Consider the following 25,483-nt stretch of genomic DNA (forward strand, 5'->3'; position numbering starts at 1 on the left):
CCCTCCCGGGCGGGAGGACCCCGGCCGCGCCGCTGCTTCAGGCCTGCCGCTTCACGCCCGCTGCTTCACGCCGATCGCGCGGATCAGTTCCTGGCTCACCGAGCCGCCCCGGTCGTCGCTCGCCCCGGCCCGCAGCGACACCGACCCGGCGCCGGACGGAACGCGGAGTTCGCCGGTCCAGGAGGCGCCGCGCGAGGACTTCCCGAGCACGACCTCCGTCCAGGTCGCGCCCTCGTCGTAGGAGACCTCCAGGGTGGCGGTGCCGATGGTGCCGGTGCCGGCCGCGCCCTTCACGTACTCGGCGGAGATGCCGACCGGCAGCCGGCTTCCGGCGCGGACGTCGCCGTCGAGGTCGGTGTCCACGGCGAAGCCGAGGTTGAGCATCGGCAGGTGGGTGACGCGGTCGTCGGGGGTCTCGGCGGAGCGGAAGGTCCACTCGCTGTGGCCCTCGGTGCCGAGCCGCCAGCGGTCCGCGTCGAGGGCGGTGTCGGTGACGACCTTGTACGTCGCCTCCCGGGCGGGGGCGTCCCAGGCGTAGGCGCCGGAGCTCTTCTTGCGGTCGACGCGGACGCCGTCGACGTACACCTCGGTGTACTGGGTCATCGTGTCGTCGCTCCACACGTTGCCGAAGCCGGTGTGGTCGGTGCCGGAGTCGCCCCAGCCGGGGGTGTTGAAGCGGAGGTCGTTGCCGGTGCGCTGCTGGCCCCAGCCGAGGCCGGTGCCGAGCCAGGGGTGCCAGACGGGGCCGAACCAGTCGAGGTCCGTGCGGCTGCCGCCCCGGTAGACGGACCGGCCGCCGCGCTCCTCCAGGGAGTCGCCGAGGTCGACGGACTCGTGCCACTGCTGGCCGGCGCCGGTGGAGACGTATTCGGTGCGCTCGGCCGGGAAGGCGATCCGCTCCTTGAAGCCGAAGCCGATCCGGAAGGTGTCGGTGAGCGAGTAGCGGAACTCGCCGCCGAGCTCCCGGCGCTTGGTCGGCATGCGGAACGTGGAGCGGACGGTGGCGAGTTCGTCCTCGCCGGGCCGGAAGACGAGGTCCGTGCCGATGGCGCCGGGGTGCCCCTCGGAGAGGTCGTAGGTGTACGGGGTGAAGCGGGTGCCGGTCAGGTCGACGCGCAGGCCCCGGGCGGCACCGGCCGCGAGCCGGCGCGCGTCGGCGGTGTTCACGGTGGCGACGGCGAGCGGCCGGTCCTCGTAGCCGGCGGTGCCGAACCACCGCATGAGCCGGCCGGGCCGGCCGTCGGTGACGAACAGGGCCTCGGCGCCCGCGTCCTGGGCTGTCTGGGCGAGCTGCGCCGGGTCGGCGCCCTCGGTGAGCCGGACGAGGACGGCCTTGCCGTCGGCGTCCTTGTCCGTGTACTCGGCGGGGGTGCCGGTGCCCGCGTCGACGAGGCCGAGGCGGTGGCGGCCTTCGAGGAGGGCCGTGCCGGCCTGCGGGGTGGCGTCGGAGAGGCGGACGCCGTCGACGCTCGCCTCCAGGAGCGGCTTGCCGAGGCGCCAGACGGTCCGGTACTCGAAGGTGCCGGTGGCGGGCTCGCGGGTGGGCGCGGCGAAGATCGAGTCGTACGTCAGGGGGACCTGGACGGCTCCGCCGTAGGAGGCGCCGTTCGCCTGGCGGTCGAACTCCATGAGGAGCTGGCGGGTCTCGGTCCGCTTCTCGACCTCGGCGCGGATCTCGCGCAGCCGCCGTCCGTCGAGGGTGATCTCGCGGTCGCGGTCGAGGACGATCTCGGGCTCGGTGAGGAAGCCGAGGCCGAGGGAGTCCGCGGCGCCCGAGCCGCGCACGTCGAGGAAGGTGTCGACGGTGTACGTGCCGGGCTCGAGGCGGAGTTCGAGCGTGCCGGACTCGCCGACGGTCGCCGGGAAGGGGTCCGCGTCCTTCGCGAGCCGCTGGACGCCCAGGCGGGCCGCGGCGGGGGCGCCGTCGCGGTCCTTGACGTGCACGGTGAGGGTGTAGCGCTCCTCCTCCTTGACCAGGCCGAGGGCGGTGTGCGCGACGGGCGTGCCGCCGGCGGTGGCGGTGATCCGGCCGGAGGACCGGCCCACCGGGGCCTCGGTGCCGTCGCCGGTGACGGTGGTGGAGGCGGTGCCGTGGGCGGGGACGGTGAGGGCGGTGTCGGCGAGGGCGGCGACCCCGGCGGGCATGCCCTCGACGGCGAGGTCCAGTTCGACGGGCCGGTCCGAGGAGTTGGTGTAGGTGACGGTCCGGGTGACCGGCTTGTTCTGCTCGTACGGCCAGGAGGCGAAGCCGAGGTCGGCGGAGCCGGTGGCGGTGACGTCCGCGGCGAGGGCGGCGGCGACGTCGACCCGGCCGGCGCCGAGCTCGTACGCGCCGGCGTCGAGGGTCTTCGAGGAGGACATCAGCGCGTCCTTGAGCTGGGCGCCGGTCCAGTCGGGGTGCTTCTCGGCGAGCAGCGCGGCGACGCCGGCGACGTGCGGGGTCGCCATCGACGTACCGCTCATCGAGGTGTAGAGGCCGCTTCCCGCGACGAGTTGGGAGCGGGCGGCGAGGATGTCCACGCCGGGCGCCGACACGTCTGGCTTGAGGGCCTGGTCGCCGTGGCGGGGGCCCTGGCCGGTGAAGTAGGCGGCGCGGTCGGCGGAGTCGACGGCGCCGACGGTGAGCGCGGAGTCGGCGGCGCCGGGCGAGCCGATGGAGCCGGGGGCGCCGGTGTTTCCGGCGGCGATGACGAACAGGGCGCCGGTCTCGGCGGAGAGGGCGTTCACGGCCTGGGCCATCGGGTCGGTGCCGTCGCTGGGTTCGCGGGAGCCGAGGCTCATCGAGACGACCTCGGCGTCGATGTCCTCGGCGGCCCATTCCATGCCCGCGATGATCTGCGACTCGGTGCCGGAGCCCTGGTCGCTGAGGACCTTGCCGACGGCGAGGGTGGCGCCGGGGGCGACGCCCTTCTCCCTGCCGTCGCTCGCGGCGCCGGAGCCGCCGACGGTGGAGGTGACGTGGGTGCCGTGCCCACCGCGGTCGGCGACCTCCTGGCCCTCGATGAAGGACTTCGACTCGGTGATCCGGCCCGCGAGGTCGGGGTGGGTGAGGTCGGCGCCGGTGTCGAGGACGGCGACCTTGACGCCCTTGCCGGTGAGCCCCGCCTCCCAGGCCTTCGGGGTGCCGATCTGGGCGTTGGACTCGGCCATGGCGGCCTCGACGCGGCCGTCGAGCCAGACCTTGGCGGGAGTGGCGGCGCGGGCGGTGCTCCGGCCGGTGAAGCCCTGCCAGAAGGCGGCGGGGTCGGTGGCGGTGACGGCGGCGCCGCCGATGCTGGGCAGGGCGCGGACGGTCTCGGTGCCGCGCGGGGCGGCGGCGGTGCGGGCGCTCTTCCCGCCGTACGTGACGATCAGCGGGAGTTCGCCGGTGATGCCCTGCTCGACGAGGCCGGTGACGTCGAAGAGGCGCGGGTCGAGCGCGCCGGAGTCCAGGTGGGGGCGGGCCTCGTCGGGGACGACGGTGACGCGGCCGTTCACGGTCCGGCTGCGGATCGCGCCGGTGGCGCCCTTCGCCCGGTCGACGGTGACGGTTCTGGCGCCGTCGCCGAGGTCGGTGAGGGTGACGCGGTCGCCGGTGACGAGGGTGACGGTGTGGCTCGTCGCGGACGCCTTGAGGGTGTCCGGCACGGCGGGGTCGGTGTTCGCGGCGGCGGTCTGCCCGGCCGAGAGCATCACGAGGGAGATGCCCGCGGCGAGCAGCGCGGCCCTTCCTCTGTCGAAGGGGGCGGTCCTCGACGTCATCGTTCGAACTCCTCGCGGACCCGGGGTCGGGGGTGTGTGCCGGGTCCGCGAGGAGTCTTGGCCTGTGGCGCGGGAGTTGACCCCGTCCGCGCCTGGCGGTTATGTGCCGTGGCGGCCAACCGCCAGGACGGGTGCGATCGTTCGGGGGGAATCGGCTGTGTACGTCACGGAGCCGGGTCGTGGGCGTCGTAGCGGCGGAAGCCGCGCCCGTACAGGGCGAGGAGGCCGACCGCGACGACGCAGGCGATCCCGCCGCCGGTGACGGCGACCGCCGGCGAGGTGAGGTCCGCGACGGAGCCCGCGAGGAAGTCGCCGAGGCGGGGCCCGCCCGCGACGACCACGATGAAGACGCCCTGGAGCCGGCCGCGCATCTCGTCCGGCGCGGCGACCTGCATCATCGTGTTCCGGAAGATCATCGAGACGGTGTCGGAATAACCGGCGAGGGCGAGCATGAGGAGCCCGAGCCAGAGGTTCCGGGTCAGCCCGAAGACGGCGATGGCGGTGCCCCAGGAGGCGACGGCGAGCAGGATCGCCTGCCCGTGGTGGCGGATGCGGCCCTGCCAGCCGGAGAGGACCCCGCCGAGGAGCGCCCCGAACGCGGGCGCGGCGACGAGGAGTCCGGTGGTCTTCGCGTCGCCGCCGTACCAGAGGACGGCGATGGCGGGGAACAGGGCGCGGGGGTGGGCGAGGATCATCGCGCAGAAGTCCGAGAAGAACGTCATGCGCAGGTTGGGACGGGTGGCGAGGAAGCGGAGCCCGTCGAGGACCGAGGCGCGCTTGCTCCCCGTCCGGTCCGGGAGCATCGACGGCAGTCGCCACATCGCGTACAGGCTCGCGGTGAAGGCGACGGCGTCCACGAGGTACGCGGTCTGGTAGCCGGCGAACCCGACGATCAGGCCGCCGAGGCTGGGCCCGACGAGGGTGCCGAAGGTGGTGACCATCGAGTTGAGCGCGTTGGCGGCGCGCAGCTGCTCGGGCGGCAGGAGCCGGGGGATCATCGCGGAGCGGGCGGGCGCGTTGAGCGCGGCGCACACGGCCTGGAGGGCGACGATCCCGTACAGGAACCAGACGTGGTGGAAGCCGGCGAACGCGGCGGCGGCCAGGGCGATGGACAGCACGGCGGAGCCGCTCGCGCTGACGAGGCCGAGCTTGCGCCGGTCGACGGTGTCGGCGATCGCGCCGCCGTACAGGCCGAAGACGATCAGCGGGACGAGGGCGAAGAGGCCGACGAGCCCGACGGAGAAGGGCGAGCGGGTGATGTCGTACACCTGGAGGGAGACGGCGAGGGCCGTCATGCCCTGCCCGACCCAGGAGACGGTGTTCCCGAACCAGAGGCGGCGGTAGTGCGCGGAGGTCCGCAGCGGGGTGAGGTCGGCGAAGACCTTGCGGCGGCCCTGCTCCCGCTCCTGCTCCTGGGTGTCCTGGGCGGCGGTCACGCGACGTCGTACCGCAGCTCGGGGCGCTCCCAGTGGACGCGGCCGGCGGGCGGAACGGTACCGGTGCGGACGGCGCCGGTCCGCAGGTAGAACTCCTCGGCCGGCGGATGCGCGACGACCCGCACGGAGCCGAGGCCGGCGACCCTGGCCTGCCCGGTCATGTGCTCCATGAGGAGCCGGCCTATGCCGAGCCCCTGGGCCGCGTCGGCGACGAACGCGAGGTCGAGTTCGGCATCGTCGACGAGGAGGGCGTAGAACCCGAGCACCCGGCCGTCGTCACCGTCGTCGACGGCGACGAAGACGGGGTGGTGCTCGATGTACGGACCGCCGACCTGGTACCCCTCGACCATGGCGGCGTAGTCGCCCCGGTAGGCGCCGGAGGTCCGGACGAGCCGGGTGAGCCGCTTGGAGTCGTCGGCGGTGGCGCGCCGGATGGTGATGTCGGACATGGAGAGAGTATAGGAGCGATCTCAGCTGATGCTCCTTACAATTCGGTGAACGGGGGCCGGGGCGCCCCTTCTCCCCCGCTCGCCGCTCCCTCTCCCCCTCTCACCGCTCCGCGAGCCGCATCGGCTGCGGCCCCGGGGAGAGGACGATGCGCGGGACCGGGCGGGGCGGGCGCGGCGAGACCGGGGTCAGGTGCCAGCGCGAGGCGATCGCGGCGAGCGCGAGGGTGGCCTCGACCGTGCCGAACACGTCCCCGACGCACTTGGTGGCACCGAGCCCGAACGGCAGCCAGGCGTCCCGCGGCACCTCCCCCGCCGTCCAGCGCCCCGGGTCGAAGCGCGCCGCGTCCGGGAAGAGTTCCCGGCGCCGGTGGAGCAGGTAGAGGCAGCAGACGACGACGGAGCCGGGCGGCAGCGACCTCCCGGCCAGCTCGGTCTCGCGGGTGGTGGTGCGGGTGACCGCCCAGGCCGGCGGGTAGAGGCGGAGCACCTCGCGGACCACGTCGCCGGTGTACGGCAGCCGGGGCAGGTCGGCCGGGGCCACCGGGCGTCCCGGGAGGACCGCGTCGAGCTCCTCGTGCAACCGGGCGGCGGCCTCGGGGTGGTCGGCCAGGAGGCGCAGGGCCCAGGCGACGACCGAGGAGGTGGTCTCGGCGCCGGCCAGGACGAGGGTGGCGACCTGGTCGCCGAGTTCGGCGTCCGACAGGGACCGGCCGCGCTCGTCCCGCACGGCGAGCAGCAGCGAGAGGGCGTCCCCGTGGTCCGCCCCGGTCGCCCGGTACGAGGCGACGATGGCGGAGACGCCCGTGCGCCAACGGGCCAGGGCCCGGTGGTAACGGCGGCGGGACGGGGAGGGCACCCGGTCGACGGTCGGCGCCACGACCCGGGTGTAGACCCCGCGCAGCAGGACTTCGAGGGCCTCGCGCAGCTCCTCCGCGGCGCGCGGGGTGATGCCGGCGGAGAAGAGGGTGCGGACGGCGACGGCGGTCGTGAGCCGGAACGCCTCCTCGGTGACGTCGACGACCGCCCCGGGCCGCCAGCGCCCGGTCAGGGCCTGGGTCTCGGCCGTCATCACGGCGGCGTAGCGGGCCATGAGGGAGGGGTGGAAGGCCGGTTGGAGGGCCCGCCGCTGGTGCCGGTGTTCGGCGTTCGGGCAGGTGGCGAGGCCGTTGCCGAGGAACGCGCGGACCTTCTCGTACAGGACGCCGCTCCGGTCGAAGGAGCCGCGGTCGGTGAGGACGCGGCGGACGAGCGCGGGGTGGCTCACCACATGGGCGGTCCGGATCCCCATCCGGACCCGGACCACGTCGCCGTGGCCGGGCAGCGAGTCCAGGAAGGCCAGCGGCCGGGTGGCCAGATGCGGCAGGTGCCCGAGCAGCGGCCACGCCCCGGGAGCCCGGCCGTGCCGGGGCGGGGGCGTCTGGTCATGGTGGGGCGGGGTTTCCCGGCCGTGCCCGGGCGACGGCTCCCGCCCCTTGCCGGGCGGCTGCGGGGACACCGGATCCGGGCCGCTCACGACGCCCCCGCCCCGCCCTCGGCCCGCGCGGACGCGCCGTCGCCGGCCCGCGCGAACGGGCCGTCGCCCTTCTGCGCGAACGGTCCGGCCGTTCCCGCGAACGCCCCTTCCTCCGCCAGCCGTTCGTGCTCGACCAGGGCCGACTCCCATGCCGCGGGCAGCCGTTCGGCGCCGGCGAGGGCGCGGTCGGTGAGGAAGGTGACGTGGAGGCGGCGGCGGTGCGCGACCCAGGCGACGAAGAGCGGCTGGCCCGGCACCATGACCGGCAGGGCGTACACCCCGGCCGCGGGGGTCCCGGCGAAGCCGAGCGGCTGCCGGATCCGGAGGTCGGCGACGCTGAGCGGGGTGTACCGGGCGTCGACGCCGCGGGTGAGCGCCAGGCGGCCGATCCGGTACGGGAGTCCGCGCAGGACGACCCGGTGGGCGTCGGCGAGGCGGGCGAGCCGGGCGTGGTCGAGGGCGCGCCCGAGGCGGTCGAGCCGTCGGGCCGGGTCGGGTTCGCCGCAGGGGAGGTCGACCCCGGCGACGGCGACCCGGTTGCCGAGCAGGGGGCGGGGGTCGTCGGGGTCCCGGACGCCGATGCCGAGGTTGGCGCGCAGCCCCCGGCCGTGGCCGGGGCCGTCCGGCCCCCAGCCGTCGGGGTGCCAGGCGCGCAGCGCCTCGGTCGTCAGGGCCAGGCAGAGCTGCGGGACGGTGGCCCCGGTCAGACGGCCGAGCGCGTGCAGCCGGGCGGTGTCGACGTCGGCGAACGCGGCGGCGTAGGACTGCGCGGGCGGGGTGTCGAGGGCCGGCCACCAGGTGACCCGGCGCGGCGGCCGGAACTCGGGGAGGACGGCGGCCCAGCGCACGGGCCGGGGCGGCCGGAAGGCGAGGGCCCTGGGGCGCGGCGCCCCCTCGGGGCCGAGCAGCCGCTCCAGGGTGGCGACGGCGGCGGCACCGTCCTGGAAGGCGTGGTGGGCCCGGTAGCAGAGCCCCCACCGCCCGTCGCCGGCCCGGCGGACGAGCCAGATCCCCCACAACGGCCGGTCGCGCGGCAGGGGTTGCCGCAGCAGCTCGTCGGCGACCGTCAACGGGTCGGCGCCTCCGGGTAGCTCGTACAGGTGATGATCGGGATCGAAGCCGGGGTCGGGCTCCCAGTGGGGGCGCCCGGCGTCGCCCGCCAGCCGGTGGGCGAGCTCGGGAAGCAGGCCGGCGCGACGCCTCAGGCGCTCCAACACCCTTGCGCGGGAAGGTGGTTTCCCGTCGAAGACGACCAGGCCGCCGAGGTGCAGGGCGGAGTCCGCCGCGTGCAGCGCCGCCACGTCGAGGGAGAGCCGGTCGAGCACCCCGAGCGGCACCGCCAAGGAAGATCGAATTGGATCTGAAGATCGCACAGAGCGCTACGATACGTCATCATGCAATCGCAATGCGTGACGGATGGCATGCCCCCCGACTTCCTCGACGACGACGCCGTGACGGCCTGGACCGCCTCCGGAGCACCCCTCGTCGACCTCCTCCGCCAGGCGCACACGCCGGGCCGGCTGACCGGATTCCGCCGTGGCGGCCGGGCGGCGGTCCTGGTCACGGAGCCCCGGCACGTGCACCAGGTGCTCGGCGTCGGCGGCGACCGGTACGTGAAGCGGTCGCACCGGGCGAGGCCCCTCCTCGGGGACGGCATGCTGACCGCCACGGGCGAGGCCTGGCGGTCCCAGCGGAAGCTGCTCCAGGCGATGTTCACGGGCCGGGGCATCCAGCGCTGGGAGCACCACATCGCGGGTGCGGCGGCCTGCGTCGTCGACCGCTGGGCGGAGCGGGCGCGCCGGGGCGCGCCGACCGACATCGCCGAGGACGTGCAGTTCTTCACCGTGGACACGATCTGGCGCTCGCTCACGGACCGGCCCCTGGACCGGGAGGCGTACGTCGACCTGGCGGCCGTGCAGGACATCGTCGCCGCGCTCCCCGCCGACGTGGGCGGTGCGACCGCGCTGCCGCCGGAGGTGGAGGCTGCGATCGCCGCGCTCGACGAGCGGATGCTCCGGGCGCTCGCCGACGCCCGGGTCCGCCACCGCGCGGACGGCGCGGGCCCCAGCGTGCTGGACCGGCTGCTCGACGCGGCCGAGACGGATCCGGCGTACACGGACCGGCTGATCCGCGACGAGCTGGTCACCCTGCTCGTCGCCGGGTACGAGAGCAGTGCCCGCACGCTGACCTGGGCTTTCGTCCTGCTCGACGCGCACCCGGAGATCATGGAGCGGGCGGCGGGGGACGCCTCGGCCGTCGAGGCGGTGCTCTCCGAGACGCTGCGGCTCTACCCGACGGGCTGGCTGCTGCCCCGGCACAGTCCGGCGGACGAGACGCTGGACGGCTGGGCGATCCCGGCCGGTACGGACCTCCTCGTCTGCCCCTACCTGACCCACCGCGACCCGGCGGTCTGGCCGGAGCCCGAGGTCTTCGACCCGGGCCGCTTCCCGGCCCGGTCGCCGCTGCCGCCCGGCTCGTACCTCCCCTTCGGCATCGGTCCGCGCGCCTGCCTCGGGACGCGGTTCGCGATGCGGGAGATGGAGGTGCTGCTCGGCGCGCTGCTCGCCCGGTTCGGGGTCGAGACGACCGAACCGGCGGGCGAGGCCGTGTTCGGCATCAACCTGCGCCCGGCCGGTCCGCTGCACGCGCGCGTCCGCGAGCGGACGTGAGCGCGCCCGCGCCGGACCGGCGCCCGGCCGACGCGTTCCCGCCCGACGGGTGCGGCTCCGGGGCCCGCGCCGCCGGAAGACGCACCGCCGGGAGGCGCGCCTCCGAGAAGTACGCCTCCGAGCGCGTCGACTACGTCGATCCCCGGGACCGGGTGGTCGCCCAGGGCGGGCGGGCCGGCGGGCCGCCCACCGGGCTGCTCCGCCGGTACGCGGCGACCGTCTGCACCGACCGCGCCGGCCGGGTCCTCCTCTACCGGCGGACCGCCTCGGCACCGGCCTACCCGGACCACTACGACGTCCTGATCGGCGGGGCGGTCCGCAGCGGCGAGGAGTACCGGGCGGCCGCGCTCCGGGAGCTGAGGGAGGAGCTGGGCTGGGAGCGGGCGCCCGGTCTGACCGAGGCGTACCGGCTCCGCGTCGACGACCCGCACGGCGCCTGCTTCCTGACGGTCCACCGCTGGGTGGCGGACCGCGCGCCCCGGCCGGATCCGGACGAGATCGCCTGGTGCGGTTTCGTCGCACCGCTCGCGGTCCTGACCGGCGGCTACACCCCGCTGGTCCCGGCCGGCGCGGAGGCGGTACGGCGCCTCTTCCCCGGCTGACCGCCCCGGGGCGCAAGGGACCGCCCGGCGTCTCCCGCCCCACCGGCCGCCGCAGGCCCGGAGCCCGCGGGGCGCGGACGCCGCACGGCGCGACACCGCACGGCCCGTGCGCCGTCCTCGCGCCGACCGCGGCCCCCCGCCGGCCGCCCTCCCCGGCCGGCACCCACCTCTCGTACGACAGCACCGAAGGACACCTCCCCATGACGTACTGCGCGCTGCCCTTACCCGGCGCCTCCCTCGCCGTCCCCGGCCCCCGCCCGGAACCCCTCCCCGGAGCCGGGCCGCTCGACCGCGCCCGCGCGCGGCTCGCGACCCGGCTGGTGGCGGCCGCCGGCCCCGAGGGGCTGCTCCGGGCCCCGTGCGACAGCCGGATCCTGGAATCCGCCCTGGCCCTGCGGCTGCTGACGGTGACGGGCGTGGACCCGGACGCCCAGGAGCGGCTGACGCGTCGTCTGAAGACCGCCGTGGACGAGGGCGCCCCCGACCCCGTGCAGGAGGCGGCCGCCCGCGCGGCCCTCGGCGAGTACGTGGACGGGCGGGGCGCGCTCGCCCGGCTGCTCGGCGGCTTCGACCACTTCACGGCCGGACGCAAGCGGCTGATGTTCCAGACGCTCCTGGCCGAGCTGGGCGCCCACCCCTTCCCCGAACTCCCCTCTCCCGAGGAGCTCTTCGAGGCCCGTGGCCAACAGCGCTGGCTGATCACCGAGATGGCCGCCCTCAAGGCCCTGTACGCCTTCGGGACGGGAGCGCCGCGGCTCGTCACGGAGGAGGACTGGCGGGTGCTCGAACCCTGCTCGCTGCCCGGCCCGCCCCCGTACGGCAACCACCTCGCCCGGATCCTCGCACTGCTCGCGCTGCGGCTGCGGCCCCGGTACGCGATGGCCGTGCGGGCGCGGGCGCGGGAGCTGCGCGCATGGCTGCACGAGGACGGCGGGCTGCCGTTCATCACGGGGATGGACGTGTTCGCGACGGCGACCGGCGGACTCGCGCTGGCCGGCGCGGGAGCCCCGGCGCACACCCTGCGGGCCCTCGCGACGGCCCTTGTGGAGCACCGGAACGCCGACGGCGGCTGGGGGTTCGACCGGGGTGTCGGGCAGAGCGACGTGGACGACACCTCGTACTGCGTGGAGTTCCTGCGGGCGACGGGCGCGGTGCTGTTCGGCGCGGAGGTGGCGGCCGGCGAGCGGTACCTGCTGGCCCGGCAGGGCGCGGACGGCGGCTTCCCGACCTTCGAGCACGGCACCGCCTCCGAGGTGGCGATAACGGCGGCGGCCGTGAACGCGCTCGCCCCCGAGCCCGCGCACCGGCCCGCGGTGGAGGCCGCCGTCCGGTTCGTCGTGGCCCGGCAGGAGGACGCGGGCCCGTTCGAGCGCAGCTGGAGCCTGAACGAGAGCAACGCCCTGTTCCGCACCGTCCTCGCCCACGACTCCTTCCTGGCCGTGGCGCCCGGGCATCCGGCCCGGACGGAGGTGGCGCGGGCCCGGGAGCGGGCCGTGTCCCGGCTGCTCGACACACAGAACGCGGACGGCGGCTGGGGGCACGTGCCGTCCGATCCGAGCGACCCGATCAGCACGGCGTACGCGCTGATCGCGGTGGCCCGGACACCGACCGTGCCGTCCGCCCGGGGTGCGACCGGGCGGGCGGTACGCCACCTCCTGGAGCGGCAGCGGCCGGACGGCGGCTTCGTCTCCCGCCCGGACCAGGCGGGGCCCCGGCCGCTGGCGTACCACGTGCCGCTCCTGACGGACGTGTGCGTGCTGCTCGGCCTGAACCACGCGCGCGCGTCCGCCGCGTGCTGAACCCACCCCTGCCCACAAGGAACGCCATGACCTTCGACGAACTGAAGACCCTGCTCGTCTCGCTCGGCCTCGACCCGGCCGACATCGCCCCGGAGTCCACCCGCGAGGAGGCCGGGCTCGACTCGCTCCTCCTCACCGAGCTCGCCCTCGTGCTCCGCAAGGAGCGGGGTGTCCCGGTCCCGGAGGAGGAGCTGTACGCGGCGCCGACCGTCAGGGCGATCGAGGGGCTCGTCTCCCGGTACGCGGGGGTGGCCTGATGTCCGGCGCGCGTCCGGGGGCCGCCGTCACCGGCGTCGGCCTCTTCACCCCGGCCGGCGCGGACGCCGCGACGACCTGGGAGACCGTCCGCGCCGGGAAGGCCACCGCCGTCCTGGAGGAGCGGGACGGCCTGCGCCACCTCGCCTGCCGGGCGCCCGGCCCGCCCGGGGACCTCGGCAGGGCGGTGACGGCGCGGCGGCCCGACCGGAGCGCGCTGCTCGCGCTGGTCGCGGCGCGGGAGGCGCTCGCCGACGCCGGCCTGGACCCCGCCGGCTGGGACGGGGCGCGGGTCGGCGTGGTCGCCGGGATCGGGGCGGGCGGCGTCCTCACGTTCGAGGCCCAGCGCGAGGTGCTGCGGACGGACGGCCCCGGGGACATGTCCCCGTTCGCGGTGCCGGGCGCGCTGCCGAACTCCGTCGCGGGGCAGCTGGCCGTCGAGTTCGGGATCCGCGGCCCGTCGACGGCGGTGACCACGGCGTGCGCGGCGGGCGCCACGGCGATCGGCGTCGCGCTCGACCTGCTGGCCCTGGGCCGCTGCGACGTCGTCCTGGCCGGCGGGGCCGAGGCGTCGCTGACTCCGTTCTACGTCGCGGGCTTCGACCGGCTCGGCGCGCTGTCCCGCCGGTTCCACGACCCGGCGGGCGGGCTGCGGCCGTTCGACAGGGACCGGGAGGGCTTCGTGATGGCGGAGGGCGCGGGGTTCCTGGTCCTGGAGCGCCCCGCGGACGCCGCCGCGCGCGGGGCCCGGCCCCGGGCGCTGATCACCGGCTACGGGGCGACGTCGGACGCGCACCACGTGGTGGCGCCCCGGCCGGACGGCTCCGGCCTGACGGCGGCCGTCCGGGGCGCGCTCGCGGAGGCGGGCGCGGTGCCGGGCGACGTCGACCTGGTCAACGCGCACGGGACGGGTACGCCGCGCGGTGACGCCGTGGAGGCGGCGGTGCTCGCGGCGCTCCTTCCGCACCGGCCGCCGGTGACGTCGACGAAGGGGGTGACCGGGCACCTGCTGGGCGCGGCGGGGGCGGTGGAGGCGGCGCTCACGGTGCTGTCGCTCGCCGAGGAGACCGTGCCGCCGACCGCGAACTTCGCGGAGCCGGGCGAGGGCATCGACCTGGACGTCCCCACGACGGCCCGGGGGGCCCTGCTCCGGCTCGCGGTCTCCACGTCGGTGGGCTTCGGCGGACACAACGCGGCGCTGGTGATCACGGCTCCGTAAGGGGCCGCCGCCCGCTCCGTGCGAGCGGGGGTCAGCCGCAGGCGGCCGCCACGTCGTCCGGGTCCACGCCGTCGAGCCGGGCGGCCAGGGCGTGGAGCCGCTCCCGCAGCTCCCCGAGCTCCGCCAGGTCGAGCCCGGTGGCGGCGGCGATCCGGCGCGGCACGCCGAGGGCCTTCTCGCGCAGGGCGGTCCCGTCGCCGGTGAGGCGGACGGTGACGGACCGCTCGTCCTCGGGGCTGCGGCGGCGCTCGACGTATCCGGCCGCCTCCAACCGCTTGAGCAGCGGCGACAGCGTGCCGGAGTCGAGGCGCAGCCGCTCGCCGATCCCCTTCACGGGCAGCTCGCCGTGCTCCCAGAGCACCAGCATGACGAGGTACTGGGGGTAGGTCAGGCCCAGCTCCTTGAGCGCGCCCCGGTAGACGCCGTTGAAGGCGCGGGTGGCGGCGTGCAGGGAGAAGCAGATCTGGTTGTCGAGCCGGAGGAAGTCCTCGTCCATGTGGTCCAGGATACGGGAGATGCGCATCACACACAATTAAGTTGTGCACAACTTAATCGTGCACTAACAATATGAGGGCAGCACCACACGGCCCCTTCGAGGAACGGAAGACCCCATGGACGCGATCTACACCGCCGTCGCCACCGCCAACGGCCGCGAGGGCCGCGCCGTCAGCTCCGACGGCCACATCGACCTCCCCCTCGCCCACCCCCAGGCCCTCGGCGGCAACGGTCAGGGCACGAACCCCGAGCAGCTCTTCGCCGCCGGGTACGCCGCCTGCTTCGCCAGCGCCATGGGCGTGGTCGCCCGCCAGGAGAAGATCGACATCTCCGAGGCCTCCGTCACCGCCGAGGTCTCCATCGGCAAGGACCCGGCGGACGGCGGCTTCGGCCTCGCGGTCGTGATGCGCGCCGAGTTCCCCGACCACCTCCAGGGCGAGGCGGGCCTCGCCCTCCTGAAGAAGACGCACGCCTTCTGCCCCTACTCGAAGGCCACCCGCGGAAACATCGAGGTCGAGCTCGTCGTCGAGTAGTTTTCTGTTGGTTCACGCACGCCCCTGGTGGTCATCGACCCACCAGGGGCGTTCGGTTGTGAGTTTTCACGTTCGGGCACGGGGGGTTCGCCCGCCGTACGACGGGCAGTCATGGGACGGCCGCCGGGCGGTGGTTCACGGGCGCTCTCCTTGGGGCGCCCGTCGACCGGTCCGCCCGGTCGCGCGCACCCGCACCCGCACCGTCGTACTCACACCGGAGGAGAACTCCCCCATGGCCGACCTCAATCGCCGCCGGTTCCTGCAGCTGGCCGGCGGCGCCGCCGCGTTCACGATGCTCTCGGAGAGCATCGCCCGCGCCGCCGCGATCCCCGCGCAGGGCTCCACCGGCACGATCCAGGACATCGAGCACATCGTCGTCCTGATGCAGGAGAACCGTTCCTTCGACCACTACTTCGGGGCGATGAAGGGCGTACGGGGCTTCGGCGACCCGCGCCCCGTGACCCTGCCCAGCGGGAAGTCGGTCTGGAACCAGTCGGACGGCAACAAGGTCACGCTCCCCTTCCGCCCGACCAGCGACAAGCTGGGCATGGAGTACCTCCAGGGCCTCAACCACGACTGGGCGGGCGGCCAGAGCGCCTTCAACAAGGGCAGGTACGACAACTGGATACCGGCCAAGACCAAGGCCACGATGGCCTACCTCACCCGTGAGGACATCCCCTTCCACTACGCGCTCGCCGACGCGTTCACCATCTGCGACGCGTACCACTGCTCGTTCATCGGCTCCACCGACCCGAACCGCTACTACATGTGGACCGGGCACACCGGCAACGACGGCACGGGCGGCGGCCCCGTCCTCAACAACGCCGAGGCGGGTTACGGCTGGACCACGTACCCCGAGCGCCTGGAGGCGGCGGGGATCTCCTGGAAGGTCTACCAGGACATCGGCGACGGCCTGAACGCGGCCGGCTCCTGGGGCTGGATCAACGACGCCTTCCGCGGCAACTACGGTGACAACTCCCTCCTCTACTTCAACAACTACCGCAACGCCCAGCCGGGCAACCCCCTCTACGACAAGGCCCGCACCGGCACGAACGCCAAGGCGGGCGAGGGCTTCTTCGACGTCCTGCGCGCCGACGTGCAGGCCGGCCGGCTGCCCCAGATCTCCTGGATCGCGGCCCCGGAGGCCTTCTCCGAGCACTCCAACTGGCCCGCCAACTACGGCGCCTGGTACATCGCGCAGGTCCTGGACGCGCTGACCTCGAACCCGGACGTGTGGGCCCGTACCGCCCTGTTCGTCACGTACGACGAGAACGACGGCTTCTTCGACCACGTCGTCCCGCCGTACGTCCCGGGCTCGGCGGCGCAGGGCCTGTCGACGACCCCGACCGCCCTCGACTACTTCGGCGGCAGGACGGGCTACGTGGCCGGCCCCTACGGCCTGGGCCCGCGCGTCCCGATGATCGTCGTCTCCCCCTGGTCGAAGGGCGGCTACACCTGCTCGGAGACCTTCGACCACACCTCGGTGATCCGCTTCATGGAGAGCCGCTTCGGGGTGCGCGAGCCCAACATCTCCCCGTGGCGCCGAGCGGTCTGCGGCGACCTGACCTCGGCGTTCGACTTCACGCGCACGGACACGCAGCCCGCCCCGCTCCCGCCGACGGCCGGCTACTACCCGCCGGACAAGAACCGCCACCCCGACTTCCTGGCCACCGCCCCGGCCGTCGGCACGATGCCCCGCCAGGAGCCGGGCAGCAAGCCCACCCGCCCGCTGAAGTACGCGCCGTACGTGGACGGCGCGGCGGACGTGACGGCGGGCACCTACCGCCTCACCTTCAGCGGCGGCCCCGCCGCCGGCGCCCAGTTCTACGTGACCTCGTCGAACCGCACGGACGCCCCGTGGACGTACACGGCGGAAGCGAACAAGGCGATCGCGGACACCTGGAACACCAAGTACAGCAAGGGCGTCACCGACCTCACGGTCCACGGCCCCAACGGCTTCCTGCGCCGCTTCCGCTCCCCCGGCAAGACTGCGGTCCCGGAGGTCACGGCCCGCCACGACGCGGCCACGGGCAACCTGGTGCTCACCTTCACCAACGCGGGTGCGTCCGCGACGGTGACCCTCACCGACGCCTACGGGGGCGGCCCGACGACGCTCTCCGTCCCCAAGGGCGCCACGGTGACCCACACCGTCGACACCTCCGCCGGCCACCACTGGTACGACGTCGCCGTCACGTCCTCCGCGAGCACGGAGTACCTCCGCCGCCTCGCCGGACACGTGGAGACGGGCACGGCGGGCGTCACGGACCCGGCCATCCTGACGTACTGACACCTCGGCCGTCCGCCCTGGCACCGGCCGACCGGTGCCGGGGCGGACCGCTACCCGAACGGCGGTTTATCCCGATATGACGCCGTTTTAGTCTGTTGGGGAGAGGGGCGGAGGCACTCCGCCCCGACGGACCCGGACCGGGAGGCCCCATGCGCGGGCGGACGACTCGCCTCTGGAACAGGCCGAGGGGCGCGCTCTTGGCGCTCATGCTCACCTGCGCCGCGGCGGCCCCGCTGACCGGCTGCTCCTCCGGCGACGAGCCCGCTCCGCGCCCGGACACCGACCTGACCACCCCTACGACGCAGGACGGGCAGGAGACGGAGACCGAGCAGCAGAAGCAGGAGAGGGAGAAGCAGGAGAGGGAGAAGCGGGAGAGGGAGAAGAACGACGGGAGCTTCAGCCGGGCGGGCCGGCTCTCCGACGGCTTCTCGGGCCACTGGCCGCAGAGCTACAAGAAAACGGTCACGAATCCGTCGTCCGGCCCCTACGTGGGCACGCTCGAAGTCCTGGACTGCACGCCGGGCGAGACGAGCCGGGCCGCCATCCCGCCGAGCCGGACCGTGAGCTTGCCCCCCGGGGGCACGGCGGCACCGGAGTTCAAGTTCTCGAAAGAGGGCGGGAACTCCAAGCCGACCCGTCAGGTCTGCGCGACGCTCCGGAACGCGGCCGGGGTCTCCGACGAGGTCAGCGAGCCGATCTCCGCGGATCCCGTGACGCCGCCCGGCCAGACCGGCGACACCACCACGGACAACACCACCGGCCAGACCGGAGACACCACCACGGACAACACCACAGGCCAGACCGGCGACACCACCACGGACAACACCACCGGCCAGACCGGAGACACCACCACGGACAACACCACAGGCCAGACCGGCGACACCACCACGGACAACACCACCGGCCAGACCGGCGACACCACCACGGGTGACACCACCGGCGGCACGTCCGAAACCGGCGGGTCCGACGGGAACGGCTGAGCCCGCTCCAGTGAAGGGATCCTCATGGCCGAAGCGGACTCCGACAGCGGAACGCGCTCCTGGGGCAACTGGGTCGTCACCTTCGCCACACTGGCCGCCCCGACCACGTTCATCGGCGCCCTGCTGCTCTACTTCGGCTTCGCCTACACCGACTCCCTCTACGCGTACTTCGGCGTCGACGCCGCGACCCTGGGCTTCTCCACCCAGGAGTACGCGCTGCGCAGTGCCGGAGCCCTCTACGTCCCGGCGGGCGCGGCGCTCACCGTCGCGCTGATCGGCGTCCTGGTCTACTACGCGGCGCGCACGCTGGGAAACCGGGGCGCGCCCCCGCCGCCGTGGGCCCGGCCGGTGGCGTACGCGGTCTCGGCCTGCGGCCTGGTCATGTTCGTCCTCGGGGTGCTCGGCGGTTTCGCCGTGTGGCGTGCCGGGGCGATGGACACCCCGCTGCTGATCGGCGGCGGACTGGTCCTCGTCGTCTTCGGCAGAGCGCTGTCCTTCAAGCTGGAGGGCGCCGACTACCCGGTGGCGCGCGAGCGGCTGGCGCTCGCCCTGGTCGCCACGTTGGTCGGCCTGTCGTGCTTCTGGGCGGTCCACGCGTACGCCAAGCAGCACGGCACGGACGACGCCCGGTACCTGGCGCGGCACCTGTGGCTGCGTCCCGCGGTGACCGTCGACACGGCGGAGCGCCTGTACTTCCCCCCTCGGCAGGTACGCGAGACGCCCCTGCCCGTCGCCGGTCCTCCCCAGCGGTTCCGGTACCGGTACGAGGGGCTGCGGCTCCTCGCCGAGGTCAACGGCCGCATGTTCCTCATTCCCGAGGACTGGGCCAGGACGGGCGGCGGCGTGCTCGTCGTGCCGGCGAACGGCGCGGTGCGCGTCGCCTTCCGCTCGGACTGAGGCGGGGACTCGGGCCCGAGCGGTCCACGCCCCAGGGGCGCAGGGCGGCGGCCGGTGCCGCCTCGACGTCGTCGCGTTCCCGCTTGCCGCCTTGATCGGTCATCCCAGCATTTCCCTCGCGAGCCGCCTCAGGCCGCGGTGCGCGGCGGAGCGGACCGCTCCCGCCCTCTTGCCCGGCATCCTGGCCGCCGCGGGTTCGTCCAGGCCGACGACCACCCGCGGCAGCGCCGCCTCCGCCTGGTCGCGGGCTATCTCGAGCCACGCGTCGGAGGCCACGCCTTCGGCGGACTCGCCGACGAGTCCTCGCAGATATCCAGATATCCCGGGAGCCCTGGCTGCGCGATCCGGTACACGGCCGCGAACGCCTCGTCGTCACCGTTCTGCGCACGGCGCACCGCACGCTGCAGAGCGGCGTCGTCCGCCCTCGAACGACCTTCCCCTTGGCCTTCCCGCGTCGCGCTGCCCGGCGCATCACCCTACGCGGCGGGAAGGCGCAGGCCGTCGGCCGTCCCCCGGGGCAGCGGCAGGCCCTTCGGGCGTCGCGGGACCAGCAGGAAGAGCTCGTAGGCGGATTCGTCGGGACCCAGCTCGAAGCGGTTGACCACCTTGCCGAGCGGGTTCCACGCCCGCCCGTCGTACGTCCGGACGCCGACCGGCTGCCCCAGCAGTTCGGACGTCACGTCGTCGAAGTCGACCCAGCGGGCCCGCGCCTGCCGGACGAGCACCTCGCCGACGTACGCGCCGAGCTCCTGGAGGATCGGCGCGACGTCGCCCGGGTCGCCGGCCCCCCGCCGCAGACCGTCCACCACGCGGTCGACGATGCGCAGGCTGACCGCGGAGAAGTCGAGGGGGAGCCGCGTCTTCGCGGCGGTGCGGGTGGCGAAGGCGGAGGCGTAGCGGCTCATGTCGGCGGCGCGCAGCGTGCGGTTGACTCGATCCATCGGTCCCACCCCTCGTGTATGAACCGGTGCGTCCCCGGTCCCCCTGGCACCTCGGGAGGGCCGTGGAACTCCCCACGTCCTCCCAAGAACCCAGCGGGACCGGGCGCCGGATCATCACGGGTCGAATGTGTGATCACCGTCACACCCCGAGCGCGGGCGGTCCCGGGCGACCCGCGGCCGCCGATCGAGCTCCCTGCACGCCGACCGGGCCGGAAGGGCCGGAGCCCGCTTTCCTCAACGGCCTTCCAGGGCGGGGGTCGCCCGCTCGCCGGGCTCCTTCAGGTGGGCGAAGACGACCAGGTTCTCGGTGTAGTCCTTCGCCTTCCGGTCGTAGGCGCCGGCGCACGTGATGAGCCGGACGAGCGCGTTGGGGGTGTCCTCGTAGACGCGCCGGTCCGGGAAGTCGTCCTTGTCGAACTCCTCCACGGAATCGACGACGAAGGCGGCGGTGGTGCCGTCGGCGCGGCTCACCTCGAAGGTGTCTCCGGCCTCGAGTTCGCCGAGCCGGGCGAAGACGGCGGGGGCGGTGGCCGTGTCCAGGTGGCCGGCGACGATCGCGGTCCCCAGTTCACCGGGGGAGACGCCGGACTCCTGCCAGCCCACCAGGTTCGTGTCGTCGGCCGGGGGCGGGTCGAGCGCACCGGAAGGGCCGATCCGCAGGCCGATGAACGGCGCGTCCACGCCGATCCTGGGAATCCTCAGCCGAGTGGGAGCCGACCTCGGCATCGACGGACCGGCCGCCGGGCCGGCGCTCGGCGAGGCATGGCGCGAGGCGCCGGGCAGGGACGACGGAGCGGCAGCCGCGGGCCGAGCCGGTGTTTCCGTGTCCTGGTCGGCCCACCCCGGGCGGAACACGAACAGAAGCACGGCGAGAACCAGCGTCCAGAACACGGCGGGGACCACCCACCGCGGGATACGCCGGGGCGCTCCCGCGTCAGCGGGGTCCGGTCGGGTCGTCACCAGGGGCTCCTTCGGGCTCGGCGGAAGATCCGGGATCGGGTGGACGGGATGTCGGCGGCCGGACGCAGGGGCCGCCGTCCTGGAGGCGGCCCCTGCGTCCGGTCTTCCTCATGCAGCCGCGCCGGCGGCCTTCTTGCGGCGGTGGAGGACGAACGCGGCGAGTCCGCCCGCGACCAGGGCCGCGCCGGTCACGTTCGTGGTGCCGCTCGCGAGGCCGCCTCCGCCCGTGTGCATGCCGCCCTTCGGCTTCTCCGGCTTGTAGCCGCCCTCGTCCTTCGACTTGTCCTTCTCCGTGTCCTTGGACCAGTCCTTCTGCTTGTCCTTGGACCAGTCCTTCTCCGCGTCCTTGTTCCAGTCGTCGGCGTTGACGAGGGACAGCGCGCCGGAGCCGGTGTGCATGCCGCCCTTCGGCTTCTCGTGCTCCTTCTCGTACCCGCCCTTGTCGTGGTCCTTCTCGGGCTTGTCACCCTTGTCGTGCTCCTTGGACCACTCGTCCCCACCGACGAGGGACAGCGCCCCGGAGCCGGTGTGCATGCCGCCCTTCGGCTTGCCGTGGTCGCCCTCCTTGCCGTGGGAGGAGCCGTGGTCGCTTTCCTTGCTCTGGGAGGAGCCGTCCCAGTCGCCTGTGGTGATCGCGTAGGCGCCGGGTGCGGCAAGCGCCAGGGTGCCGGCGGTGGCGGCCGCGGCGAAGAGAATGCGGGCAGAGCGCATCGCTGAACTTCCTTCCGTACGCCGCGTCAGCTGACCCAGTGTCGGCTTTCGGTTACGCGGCGACACGGCTCACCGTCAGCCGCCGTCGAGCCGCCTGCCACTCGGGATGGTGCATACGGACCCAAGGCGAAGGGACGCGCGCATCGCACACCGCACCTCACGGGGCGTCAGGAACGACGGTCGCTTCCGGAGGTCACGGCATCGGGCCGGGCGCACTCCGCCCCGGCGTGGCCCCGCCGTCAGGCCGGTCGCCCTCCGTCACTCCTGGGAGTGACCGGCTTCGCGACGCCGGGCCGCTGCGGAAGCGCTCGGAAATTCGGCGGAGTGTGCGGCGTGTCACACGCAGGGGCCGGGGCCCGCCGTGCCATCATCGTCCTGGATCCGCACCTGCGTTCCACCTGAGGCCCCACGCCGAGAAGGCCGGGGCCGGTGCGGCAGGCCGGGGGCACCCGCCTCGCCTCAAGGGCGAGGGGTGGGCTCCGCCCGCGGAAACACCCATCTTGGTGTGTTTTCGCAGGTCAGAACGTTTTTCTATGGTGGGGCGGGTGGGACTCGAACCCACGGCCGACGGATTATGAGTCCGCTGCTCTAACCGGCTGAGCTACCGCCCCGTACGGTGAGGCGCGTACATGTGTGCGCGCCGTCTGCCGCAGCATAGCCGCTCATACGATCTCCTGCTCCGGATGATCGGCTCTGCTCGACCATGAAGACCCCGCCGCGCCCCGGATGGTTCCCCGAGACGCGAAAAAGGACCCCGAAGGGTCCTCTTCCGTCTCGCTCCCCCGGCTGGACTCGAACCAGCAACCCTCCGGTTAACAGCCGAATGCTCTGCCAATTGAGCTACAGGGGATCGCGCTCCCCCGACTGGACTCGAACCAGTAACCTGCCGGTTAACAGCCGGCTGCTCTGCCAATTGAGCTACAGGGGATTGCTGCGTTGCACCGATCGGCTCCACCTCGGTCCTTGCCGGGCGGCGCTCGCTCGCTGCGAGACATACATTAGCGCAAGCAGGGGGGTGCTCCGCCAATCGGTATCCCCAGGGCCTCCAGGGAAGGATCGCAGCCGTGCGGTACAAGCTGACGTTCGTCGTGGGACTCGCCCTCGGTTACGTGATCGGCACACGGGCCGGACGCGAGCGCTACGAACAGATGAAGAAGTCCGCGAAGGAGTTCGCCGAGAACCCCGCCGTGCGGAACGCCGCGGAGACCGCCGCCCAGACCGGCCGCCAGGCCGCGGGCAAGGCGGTGCACCTCGTGGGCGACAAGGTCGGCGACCACCTGCCGTCCTCCGTGACCGACCGGGTCCACGCCCTGCGCGGACGCGGCATGGGCAACGGCAAGGTCGACGAGGAGGACTGGGGCACCAGCAACACCTGAGCCTCCGCGTGCGGCAGAATCATGTGTCATGGGGATAGTCGCCGGACTGGACAGCTCTGCGGAGTTCACACGCATCGTCGTCTGTGACACGGACACGGGTGCCGTACTGCGGCAGGGGTACGCCGCGCATCCCGGTGAACCGAAGGCCGTCGACGTCGATCCGCAGACCTGGCTGCTCTCGCTCGGGGAGGCCGCCACCGGCGGCCTCCTGGAGGGCGTGGAGGCCATCGGCGTCTCCGCGCAGCAGCACGGACTCGTGCCGCTCGACGCGCAGGGCGGCCTGGTGCGGCCCGCGCTGGTGCGCAACGACAAGCGGGCGCAGGTCGCCGCCGCCGACCTCGTCGAGTCTCTGGGCGGCCGGCAGGCCTGGGCCGAGGCCGTCGGCAGCGTGCCCGGCGCCGGCCAGCCGATCGCCAAGCTGCGCTGGCTGGCCCGCGCGGAGCCCGAGAACGCCCAGCGGGTCGCCATGGTCCTCCAGCCCCACGACTGGCTCGTCTGGCAGCTCCTCGGCCGCCCCGCCCGCCGCACCACCGACCGCGGCGCCGCCTCCGGCACCGGCTACTGGTCCACGCGGACCGGGACCTACCGGCCCGACCTCGTCGAGCTGGCGCTCGGCCACCAGGCGGTGCTGCCCGAGGTCCTCGGCCCGTCCGACGCCGCCGGCATCACCCCGGAGGGCCTCCTCGTCTCCGCCGGCACCGGCGAGACGATGGCCGCCGCGCTCGGCCTCGGTCTCGGCCCCGGCGACGCGGTGGTCTCGCTCGGCGCCTCCGGCTCCGTGATGGCCGTGCACCACGAGGCCCTCACCGACCCGAGCGGCATGATCACCTCCTTCGCCGACGCCACCGGCATGCACCTGCCCGTCGTCTCCACCGCGAACGCCGTACGGGCGCTGCGCGGGACCGCCGAGATGCTGGGCGCGGAGTCGCTGGAGGAGCTGTCGGCGCTCGCGCTGAAGTCGACGCCCGGAGCCTCCGGGCTCGTCCTGCTGCCCTATCTGGAGGGCGAGCGGACCCCGAACCTGCCGCACACCGCCGGCACGCTCAGCGGGCTGCGGCGCGAGTCGATGAAGCCCGAGCACCTGGCGCGGGCGGCGTTCGAGGGGATGCTCTGCGCGCTCACCGACGCCATGGACGTGCTGCGCGGGCGGGGCGTCGAGGTGCGGCGGGTCTTCCTGCTCGGCGCGGCGGCCGCCCTGCCGGCCGTGCAGGCCCTCGCGCCGGCGCTCTTCGGCGCCCAGGTCGTCGTCCCCCAGCCGGCCGACTACGCGGCGCTCGGCGCGGCCCGGCAGGCCGCCTGGGCGCTCGGAGTCGCGCGGGGCACGCTGTCCCCGTCCGCTCCCCCGCCGTGGCAGGGGGCGGTCGCGCAGATCCTGGAGCCCGGCGACGAGCTGTCGGCGGGGCAGGCGGTTCGGCAGCAGTACGTGGCGACGCGGGAGCAGATCCACCCGGGCGCGTTCGGCGCCTGAGGGCCGTACGCGGCTTCGTGAGGTCCCGCTCCGGGCTCCGCCCGCGCCCCGAAACCGAGTCGTAACGCTCCCGGGGTGCGGGCGATAGTAGGAGCCGTGCTCATAAGACTTCTCCGAACCCATCTACGGCCCTATCGAAAACCCGTCGCACTGCTCGTCCTGCTGCAGTTCCTGCAGACCTGCGCGAGCCTCTACCTGCCGACCCTGAACGCCGACATCATCGACCACGGCGTCGTCAACGGGGACACCGGCTACATCCTGCGCTTCGGCGCCCTGATGGTCGGCGTCTCCGTCGTCCAGGTCGTCTGCAACATCGGGGCCGTGTACTACGGCGCGCGGACCGCCTCGGCGCTCGGCCGCGACGTGCGCGGCGCGGTCTTCGACCGGGTGCAGTCCTTCTCCGCCCGGGAGCTCGGCCACTTCGGCGCCCCCTCGCTGATCACCCGTACGACCAATGACGTCCAGCAGGTCCAGATGCTGGTCCTGATGGGATTCACCCTGATGGTCTCCGCGCCCATCATGTGTGTCGGCGGCATCGTGATGGCGCTCGGCCAGGACGTCCCCCTGTCGGGCGTGCTGCTCGCGGTGGTGCCGGTCCTCGGCGTCGCCGTCTCGCTGATCGTTCGGAGGATGCGGCCGCTCTTCCGGACGATGCAGGAGCGGCTCGACACGGTGAACCGGGTGCTGCGCGAGCAGATCACCGGCAACCGGGTCATCCGCGCCTTCGTGAAGGACGGGTACGAGGAGGAGCGCTTCCGCGGGTCCAACGGCGAGCTGACCGACGTGTCGATGGCGACGGGCCGGCTGATGGCGCTGATGTTCCCCACGGTGATGACCGTCGTGAACGTCTCCAGCGTGGCGGTGGTCTGGTTCGGCGCGCACCGCATCGACAGCGGCGGGATGGAGATCGGCGCGCTGACCGCCTTCCTCGCCTATCTGATGCAGATCGTGATGGCCGTGATGATGGCCACCTTCATGTTCATGATGGTGCCGCGCGCCGAGGTCTGCGCGGAGCGCATCGAGGAGGTCCTCGCCACGGAGACGAGCGTCGTGCCGCCGGCCGAGCCGGTGACGAAGCTGCTGAAGCGCGGGCACCTGGAGGTCAGGAGCGCGGACTTCCGGTACCCGGGCGCGGAGGAGTCGGTCCTGAAG

Annotated in this window: 21 protein-coding genes, 3 tRNA genes and 1 pseudogene; 12 read left to right on the forward strand and 13 right to left on the reverse strand. The window is 74.0% G+C overall.

All coding sequences use genetic code 11. The annotated features are described in order from the left end of the window. Nucleotides 1-51: 51 nt before the first annotated feature. The 5 genes from K7G60_RS06170 to K7G60_RS06190 form a co-directional block, all read right to left on the reverse strand. Nucleotides 52-3,741, reverse strand: a complete 3,690-nt coding sequence (locus K7G60_RS06170) for a S8 family serine peptidase (protein WP_225799766.1) — start codon at nt 3,739-3,741, stop codon at nt 52-54. A gap of 164 nt (nt 3,742-3,905) precedes the next feature. Further along, nucleotides 3,906-5,177 (reverse strand): MFS transporter, encoded by a 1,272-nt coding sequence (locus K7G60_RS06175; RefSeq protein ID WP_225799767.1) that lies wholly within the window; start codon nt 5,175-5,177, stop codon nt 3,906-3,908. Further along, the gene (locus K7G60_RS06180; protein WP_225799768.1) at nt 5,174-5,626 is read right to left on the reverse strand and encodes a GNAT family N-acetyltransferase; all 453 of its coding nucleotides are present in this window, start codon (nt 5,624-5,626) and stop codon (nt 5,174-5,176) included. Before K7G60_RS06180 ends, K7G60_RS06175 begins: the two co-directional genes overlap by 4 nt. 100 nt (nt 5,627-5,726) lie before the next feature. Continuing rightward, nucleotides 5,727-7,139 carry a cytochrome P450 gene (locus tag K7G60_RS06185; protein ID WP_225799769.1) on the reverse strand — a complete coding sequence of 471 codons (1,413 nt, stop codon included), beginning with the start codon at nt 7,137-7,139 and terminating at the stop codon, nt 5,727-5,729. Continuing rightward, nucleotides 7,136-8,476 (reverse strand): wax ester/triacylglycerol synthase domain-containing protein, encoded by a 1,341-nt coding sequence (locus K7G60_RS06190; protein WP_225799795.1) that lies wholly within the window; start codon nt 8,474-8,476, stop codon nt 7,136-7,138. The genes K7G60_RS06185 and K7G60_RS06190 overlap by 4 nt, the downstream gene beginning before the upstream one ends. A gap of 84 nt (nt 8,477-8,560) precedes the next feature. On the opposite strand from K7G60_RS06190, the gene K7G60_RS06195 reads away from it, so the two are divergent. From K7G60_RS06195 to K7G60_RS06215, 5 genes are all read left to right on the forward strand, one after another. Continuing rightward, on the forward strand, nt 8,561-9,808 hold the full coding sequence (locus K7G60_RS06195; protein WP_225799770.1) for a cytochrome P450: 1,248 nt from the start codon (nt 8,561-8,563) through the stop codon (nt 9,806-9,808). Then, nucleotides 9,805-10,410, forward strand: coding sequence for an NUDIX domain-containing protein (locus tag K7G60_RS06200; RefSeq protein ID WP_225799771.1), 606 nt, complete (start codon nt 9,805-9,807; stop codon nt 10,408-10,410). The genes K7G60_RS06195 and K7G60_RS06200 overlap by 4 nt, the downstream gene beginning before the upstream one ends. A 200-nt stretch (nt 10,411-10,610) precedes the next feature. Next, entirely contained in the window at nt 10,611-12,209 is a 1,599-nt protein-coding gene (locus tag K7G60_RS06205) for a prenyltransferase/squalene oxidase repeat-containing protein (protein ID WP_225799772.1), read from the forward strand. A 26-nt stretch (nt 12,210-12,235) separates the two neighbouring features. Then, the gene (locus tag K7G60_RS06210) at nt 12,236-12,466 is read left to right on the forward strand and encodes an acyl carrier protein (protein ID WP_225799773.1); all 231 of its coding nucleotides are present in this window, start codon (nt 12,236-12,238) and stop codon (nt 12,464-12,466) included. Then, nucleotides 12,466-13,683 carry a beta-ketoacyl-[acyl-carrier-protein] synthase family protein gene (locus tag K7G60_RS06215; RefSeq protein WP_225799774.1) on the forward strand — a complete coding sequence of 406 codons (1,218 nt, stop codon included), beginning with the start codon at nt 12,466-12,468 and terminating at the stop codon, nt 13,681-13,683. Before K7G60_RS06210 ends, K7G60_RS06215 begins: the two co-directional genes overlap by 1 nt. A 31-nt stretch (nt 13,684-13,714) precedes the next feature. Here K7G60_RS06215 and K7G60_RS06220 read toward each other — a convergent pair whose 3' ends face one another. Next, nucleotides 13,715-14,206, reverse strand: a complete 492-nt coding sequence (locus K7G60_RS06220) for a MarR family winged helix-turn-helix transcriptional regulator (RefSeq protein ID WP_225799775.1) — start codon at nt 14,204-14,206, stop codon at nt 13,715-13,717. A gap of 88 nt (nt 14,207-14,294) precedes the next feature. Between K7G60_RS06220 and K7G60_RS06225 the strand changes: the two genes are divergently transcribed. The 4 genes from K7G60_RS06225 (at nt 14,295) to K7G60_RS06240 (ending at nt 18,875) form a co-directional block, all read left to right on the forward strand. Then, a complete protein-coding gene (locus K7G60_RS06225; protein ID WP_041129101.1) occupies nt 14,295-14,711 on the forward strand; it encodes an organic hydroperoxide resistance protein in 417 nt (138 codons plus the stop codon). Between the two features lie 232 nt (nt 14,712-14,943). Then, nucleotides 14,944-16,998, forward strand: coding sequence for a phosphocholine-specific phospholipase C (locus K7G60_RS06230; RefSeq protein WP_225799776.1), 2,055 nt, complete (start codon nt 14,944-14,946; stop codon nt 16,996-16,998). A 197-nt stretch (nt 16,999-17,195) separates the two neighbouring features. Next, nucleotides 17,196-17,978: a hypothetical protein gene (locus tag K7G60_RS06235; RefSeq protein ID WP_225799777.1), complete on the forward strand. Its 783-nt coding sequence runs from the start codon at nt 17,196-17,198 to the stop codon at nt 17,976-17,978. Nucleotides 17,979-18,002: 24 nt separating this feature from the next. Beyond that, nucleotides 18,003-18,875: a hypothetical protein gene (locus tag K7G60_RS06240; protein WP_225799778.1), complete on the forward strand. Its 873-nt coding sequence runs from the start codon at nt 18,003-18,005 to the stop codon at nt 18,873-18,875. A gap of 99 nt (nt 18,876-18,974) precedes the next feature. Here K7G60_RS06240 and K7G60_RS06245 read toward each other — a convergent pair. The 7 genes and pseudogenes from K7G60_RS06245 to K7G60_RS06275 form a co-directional block, all read right to left on the reverse strand. Continuing rightward, nucleotides 18,975-19,282, reverse strand: a pseudogene (locus tag K7G60_RS06245) (hypothetical protein). Between the two features lie 69 nt (nt 19,283-19,351). After that, the gene (locus K7G60_RS06250) at nt 19,352-19,816 is read right to left on the reverse strand and encodes a hypothetical protein (RefSeq protein ID WP_225799779.1); all 465 of its coding nucleotides are present in this window, start codon (nt 19,814-19,816) and stop codon (nt 19,352-19,354) included. Between the two features lie 234 nt (nt 19,817-20,050). After that, a complete protein-coding gene (locus tag K7G60_RS06255; RefSeq protein WP_374115596.1) occupies nt 20,051-20,731 on the reverse strand; it encodes a class F sortase in 681 nt (226 codons plus the stop codon). Nucleotides 20,732-20,884: 153 nt separating this feature from the next. Further along, nucleotides 20,885-21,487, reverse strand: a complete 603-nt coding sequence (locus K7G60_RS06260) for a hypothetical protein (RefSeq protein ID WP_225799780.1) — start codon at nt 21,485-21,487, stop codon at nt 20,885-20,887. 534 nt (nt 21,488-22,021) lie between these two features. Further along, nucleotides 22,022-22,098: transfer RNA gene (locus K7G60_RS06265), tRNA-Ile, on the reverse strand. Nucleotides 22,099-22,264: 166 nt separating this feature from the next. Continuing rightward, nucleotides 22,265-22,337: transfer RNA gene (locus K7G60_RS06270), tRNA-Asn, on the reverse strand. A gap of 5 nt (nt 22,338-22,342) precedes the next feature. Continuing rightward, a tRNA-Asn gene (locus K7G60_RS06275) sits at nt 22,343-22,415 on the reverse strand. A 136-nt stretch (nt 22,416-22,551) separates the two neighbouring features. Here K7G60_RS06275 and K7G60_RS06280 point away from each other — a divergent pair. The 3 genes from K7G60_RS06280 to K7G60_RS06290 all read left to right on the forward strand — a co-directional run. Beyond that, nucleotides 22,552-22,863 carry a YtxH domain-containing protein gene (locus K7G60_RS06280; protein WP_225799781.1) on the forward strand — a complete coding sequence of 104 codons (312 nt, stop codon included), beginning with the start codon at nt 22,552-22,554 and terminating at the stop codon, nt 22,861-22,863. A 28-nt stretch (nt 22,864-22,891) separates the two neighbouring features. After that, complete coding sequence (locus K7G60_RS06285) at nt 22,892-24,331, forward strand: FGGY family carbohydrate kinase (RefSeq protein ID WP_225799782.1); 1,440 nt, start codon at nt 22,892-22,894, stop codon at nt 24,329-24,331. 96 nt (nt 24,332-24,427) lie between these two features. Beyond that, nucleotides 24,428-25,483 (forward strand): ABC transporter permease (locus K7G60_RS06290; RefSeq protein WP_225799783.1); only part of this gene is annotated, 1,056 nt, incomplete at its 3' end.

The organism is Streptomyces sp. NK15101, from assembly GCF_020400725.1.
Lineage (GTDB): Bacteria > Actinomycetota > Actinomycetes > Streptomycetales > Streptomycetaceae > Streptomyces.

Bases quoted from the DNA above. Each gene is read 5' to 3' on its own strand.
- K7G60_RS06170 (WP_225799766.1), bottom strand. From the start codon at position 3,741: ATGACGTCGAGGACCGCCCCCTTCGACAGAGGAAGGGCCGCGCTGCTC.
- K7G60_RS06180 (WP_225799768.1), bottom strand. From the start codon at position 5,626: ATGTCCGACATCACCATCCGGCGCGCCACCGCCGACGACTCCAAGCGG.
- K7G60_RS06195 (WP_225799770.1), top strand. From the start codon at position 8,561: ATGCCCCCCGACTTCCTCGACGACGACGCCGTGACGGCCTGGACCGCC.
- K7G60_RS06205 (WP_225799772.1), top strand. From the start codon at position 10,611: ATGACGTACTGCGCGCTGCCCTTACCCGGCGCCTCCCTCGCCGTCCCC.
- K7G60_RS06210 (WP_225799773.1), top strand. From the start codon at position 12,236: ATGACCTTCGACGAACTGAAGACCCTGCTCGTCTCGCTCGGCCTCGAC.
- K7G60_RS06215 (WP_225799774.1), top strand. From the start codon at position 12,466: ATGTCCGGCGCGCGTCCGGGGGCCGCCGTCACCGGCGTCGGCCTCTTC.
- K7G60_RS06220 (WP_225799775.1), bottom strand. From the start codon at position 14,206: ATGCGCATCTCCCGTATCCTGGACCACATGGACGAGGACTTCCTCCGG.
- K7G60_RS06225 (WP_041129101.1), top strand. From the start codon at position 14,295: ATGGACGCGATCTACACCGCCGTCGCCACCGCCAACGGCCGCGAGGGC.
- K7G60_RS06230 (WP_225799776.1), top strand. From the start codon at position 14,944: ATGGCCGACCTCAATCGCCGCCGGTTCCTGCAGCTGGCCGGCGGCGCC.
- K7G60_RS06240 (WP_225799778.1), top strand. From the start codon at position 18,003: ATGGCCGAAGCGGACTCCGACAGCGGAACGCGCTCCTGGGGCAACTGG.
- K7G60_RS06250 (WP_225799779.1), bottom strand. From the start codon at position 19,816: ATGGATCGAGTCAACCGCACGCTGCGCGCCGCCGACATGAGCCGCTAC.
- K7G60_RS06260 (WP_225799780.1), bottom strand. From the start codon at position 21,487: ATGCGCTCTGCCCGCATTCTCTTCGCCGCGGCCGCCACCGCCGGCACC.
- K7G60_RS06285 (WP_225799782.1), top strand. From the start codon at position 22,892: ATGGGGATAGTCGCCGGACTGGACAGCTCTGCGGAGTTCACACGCATC.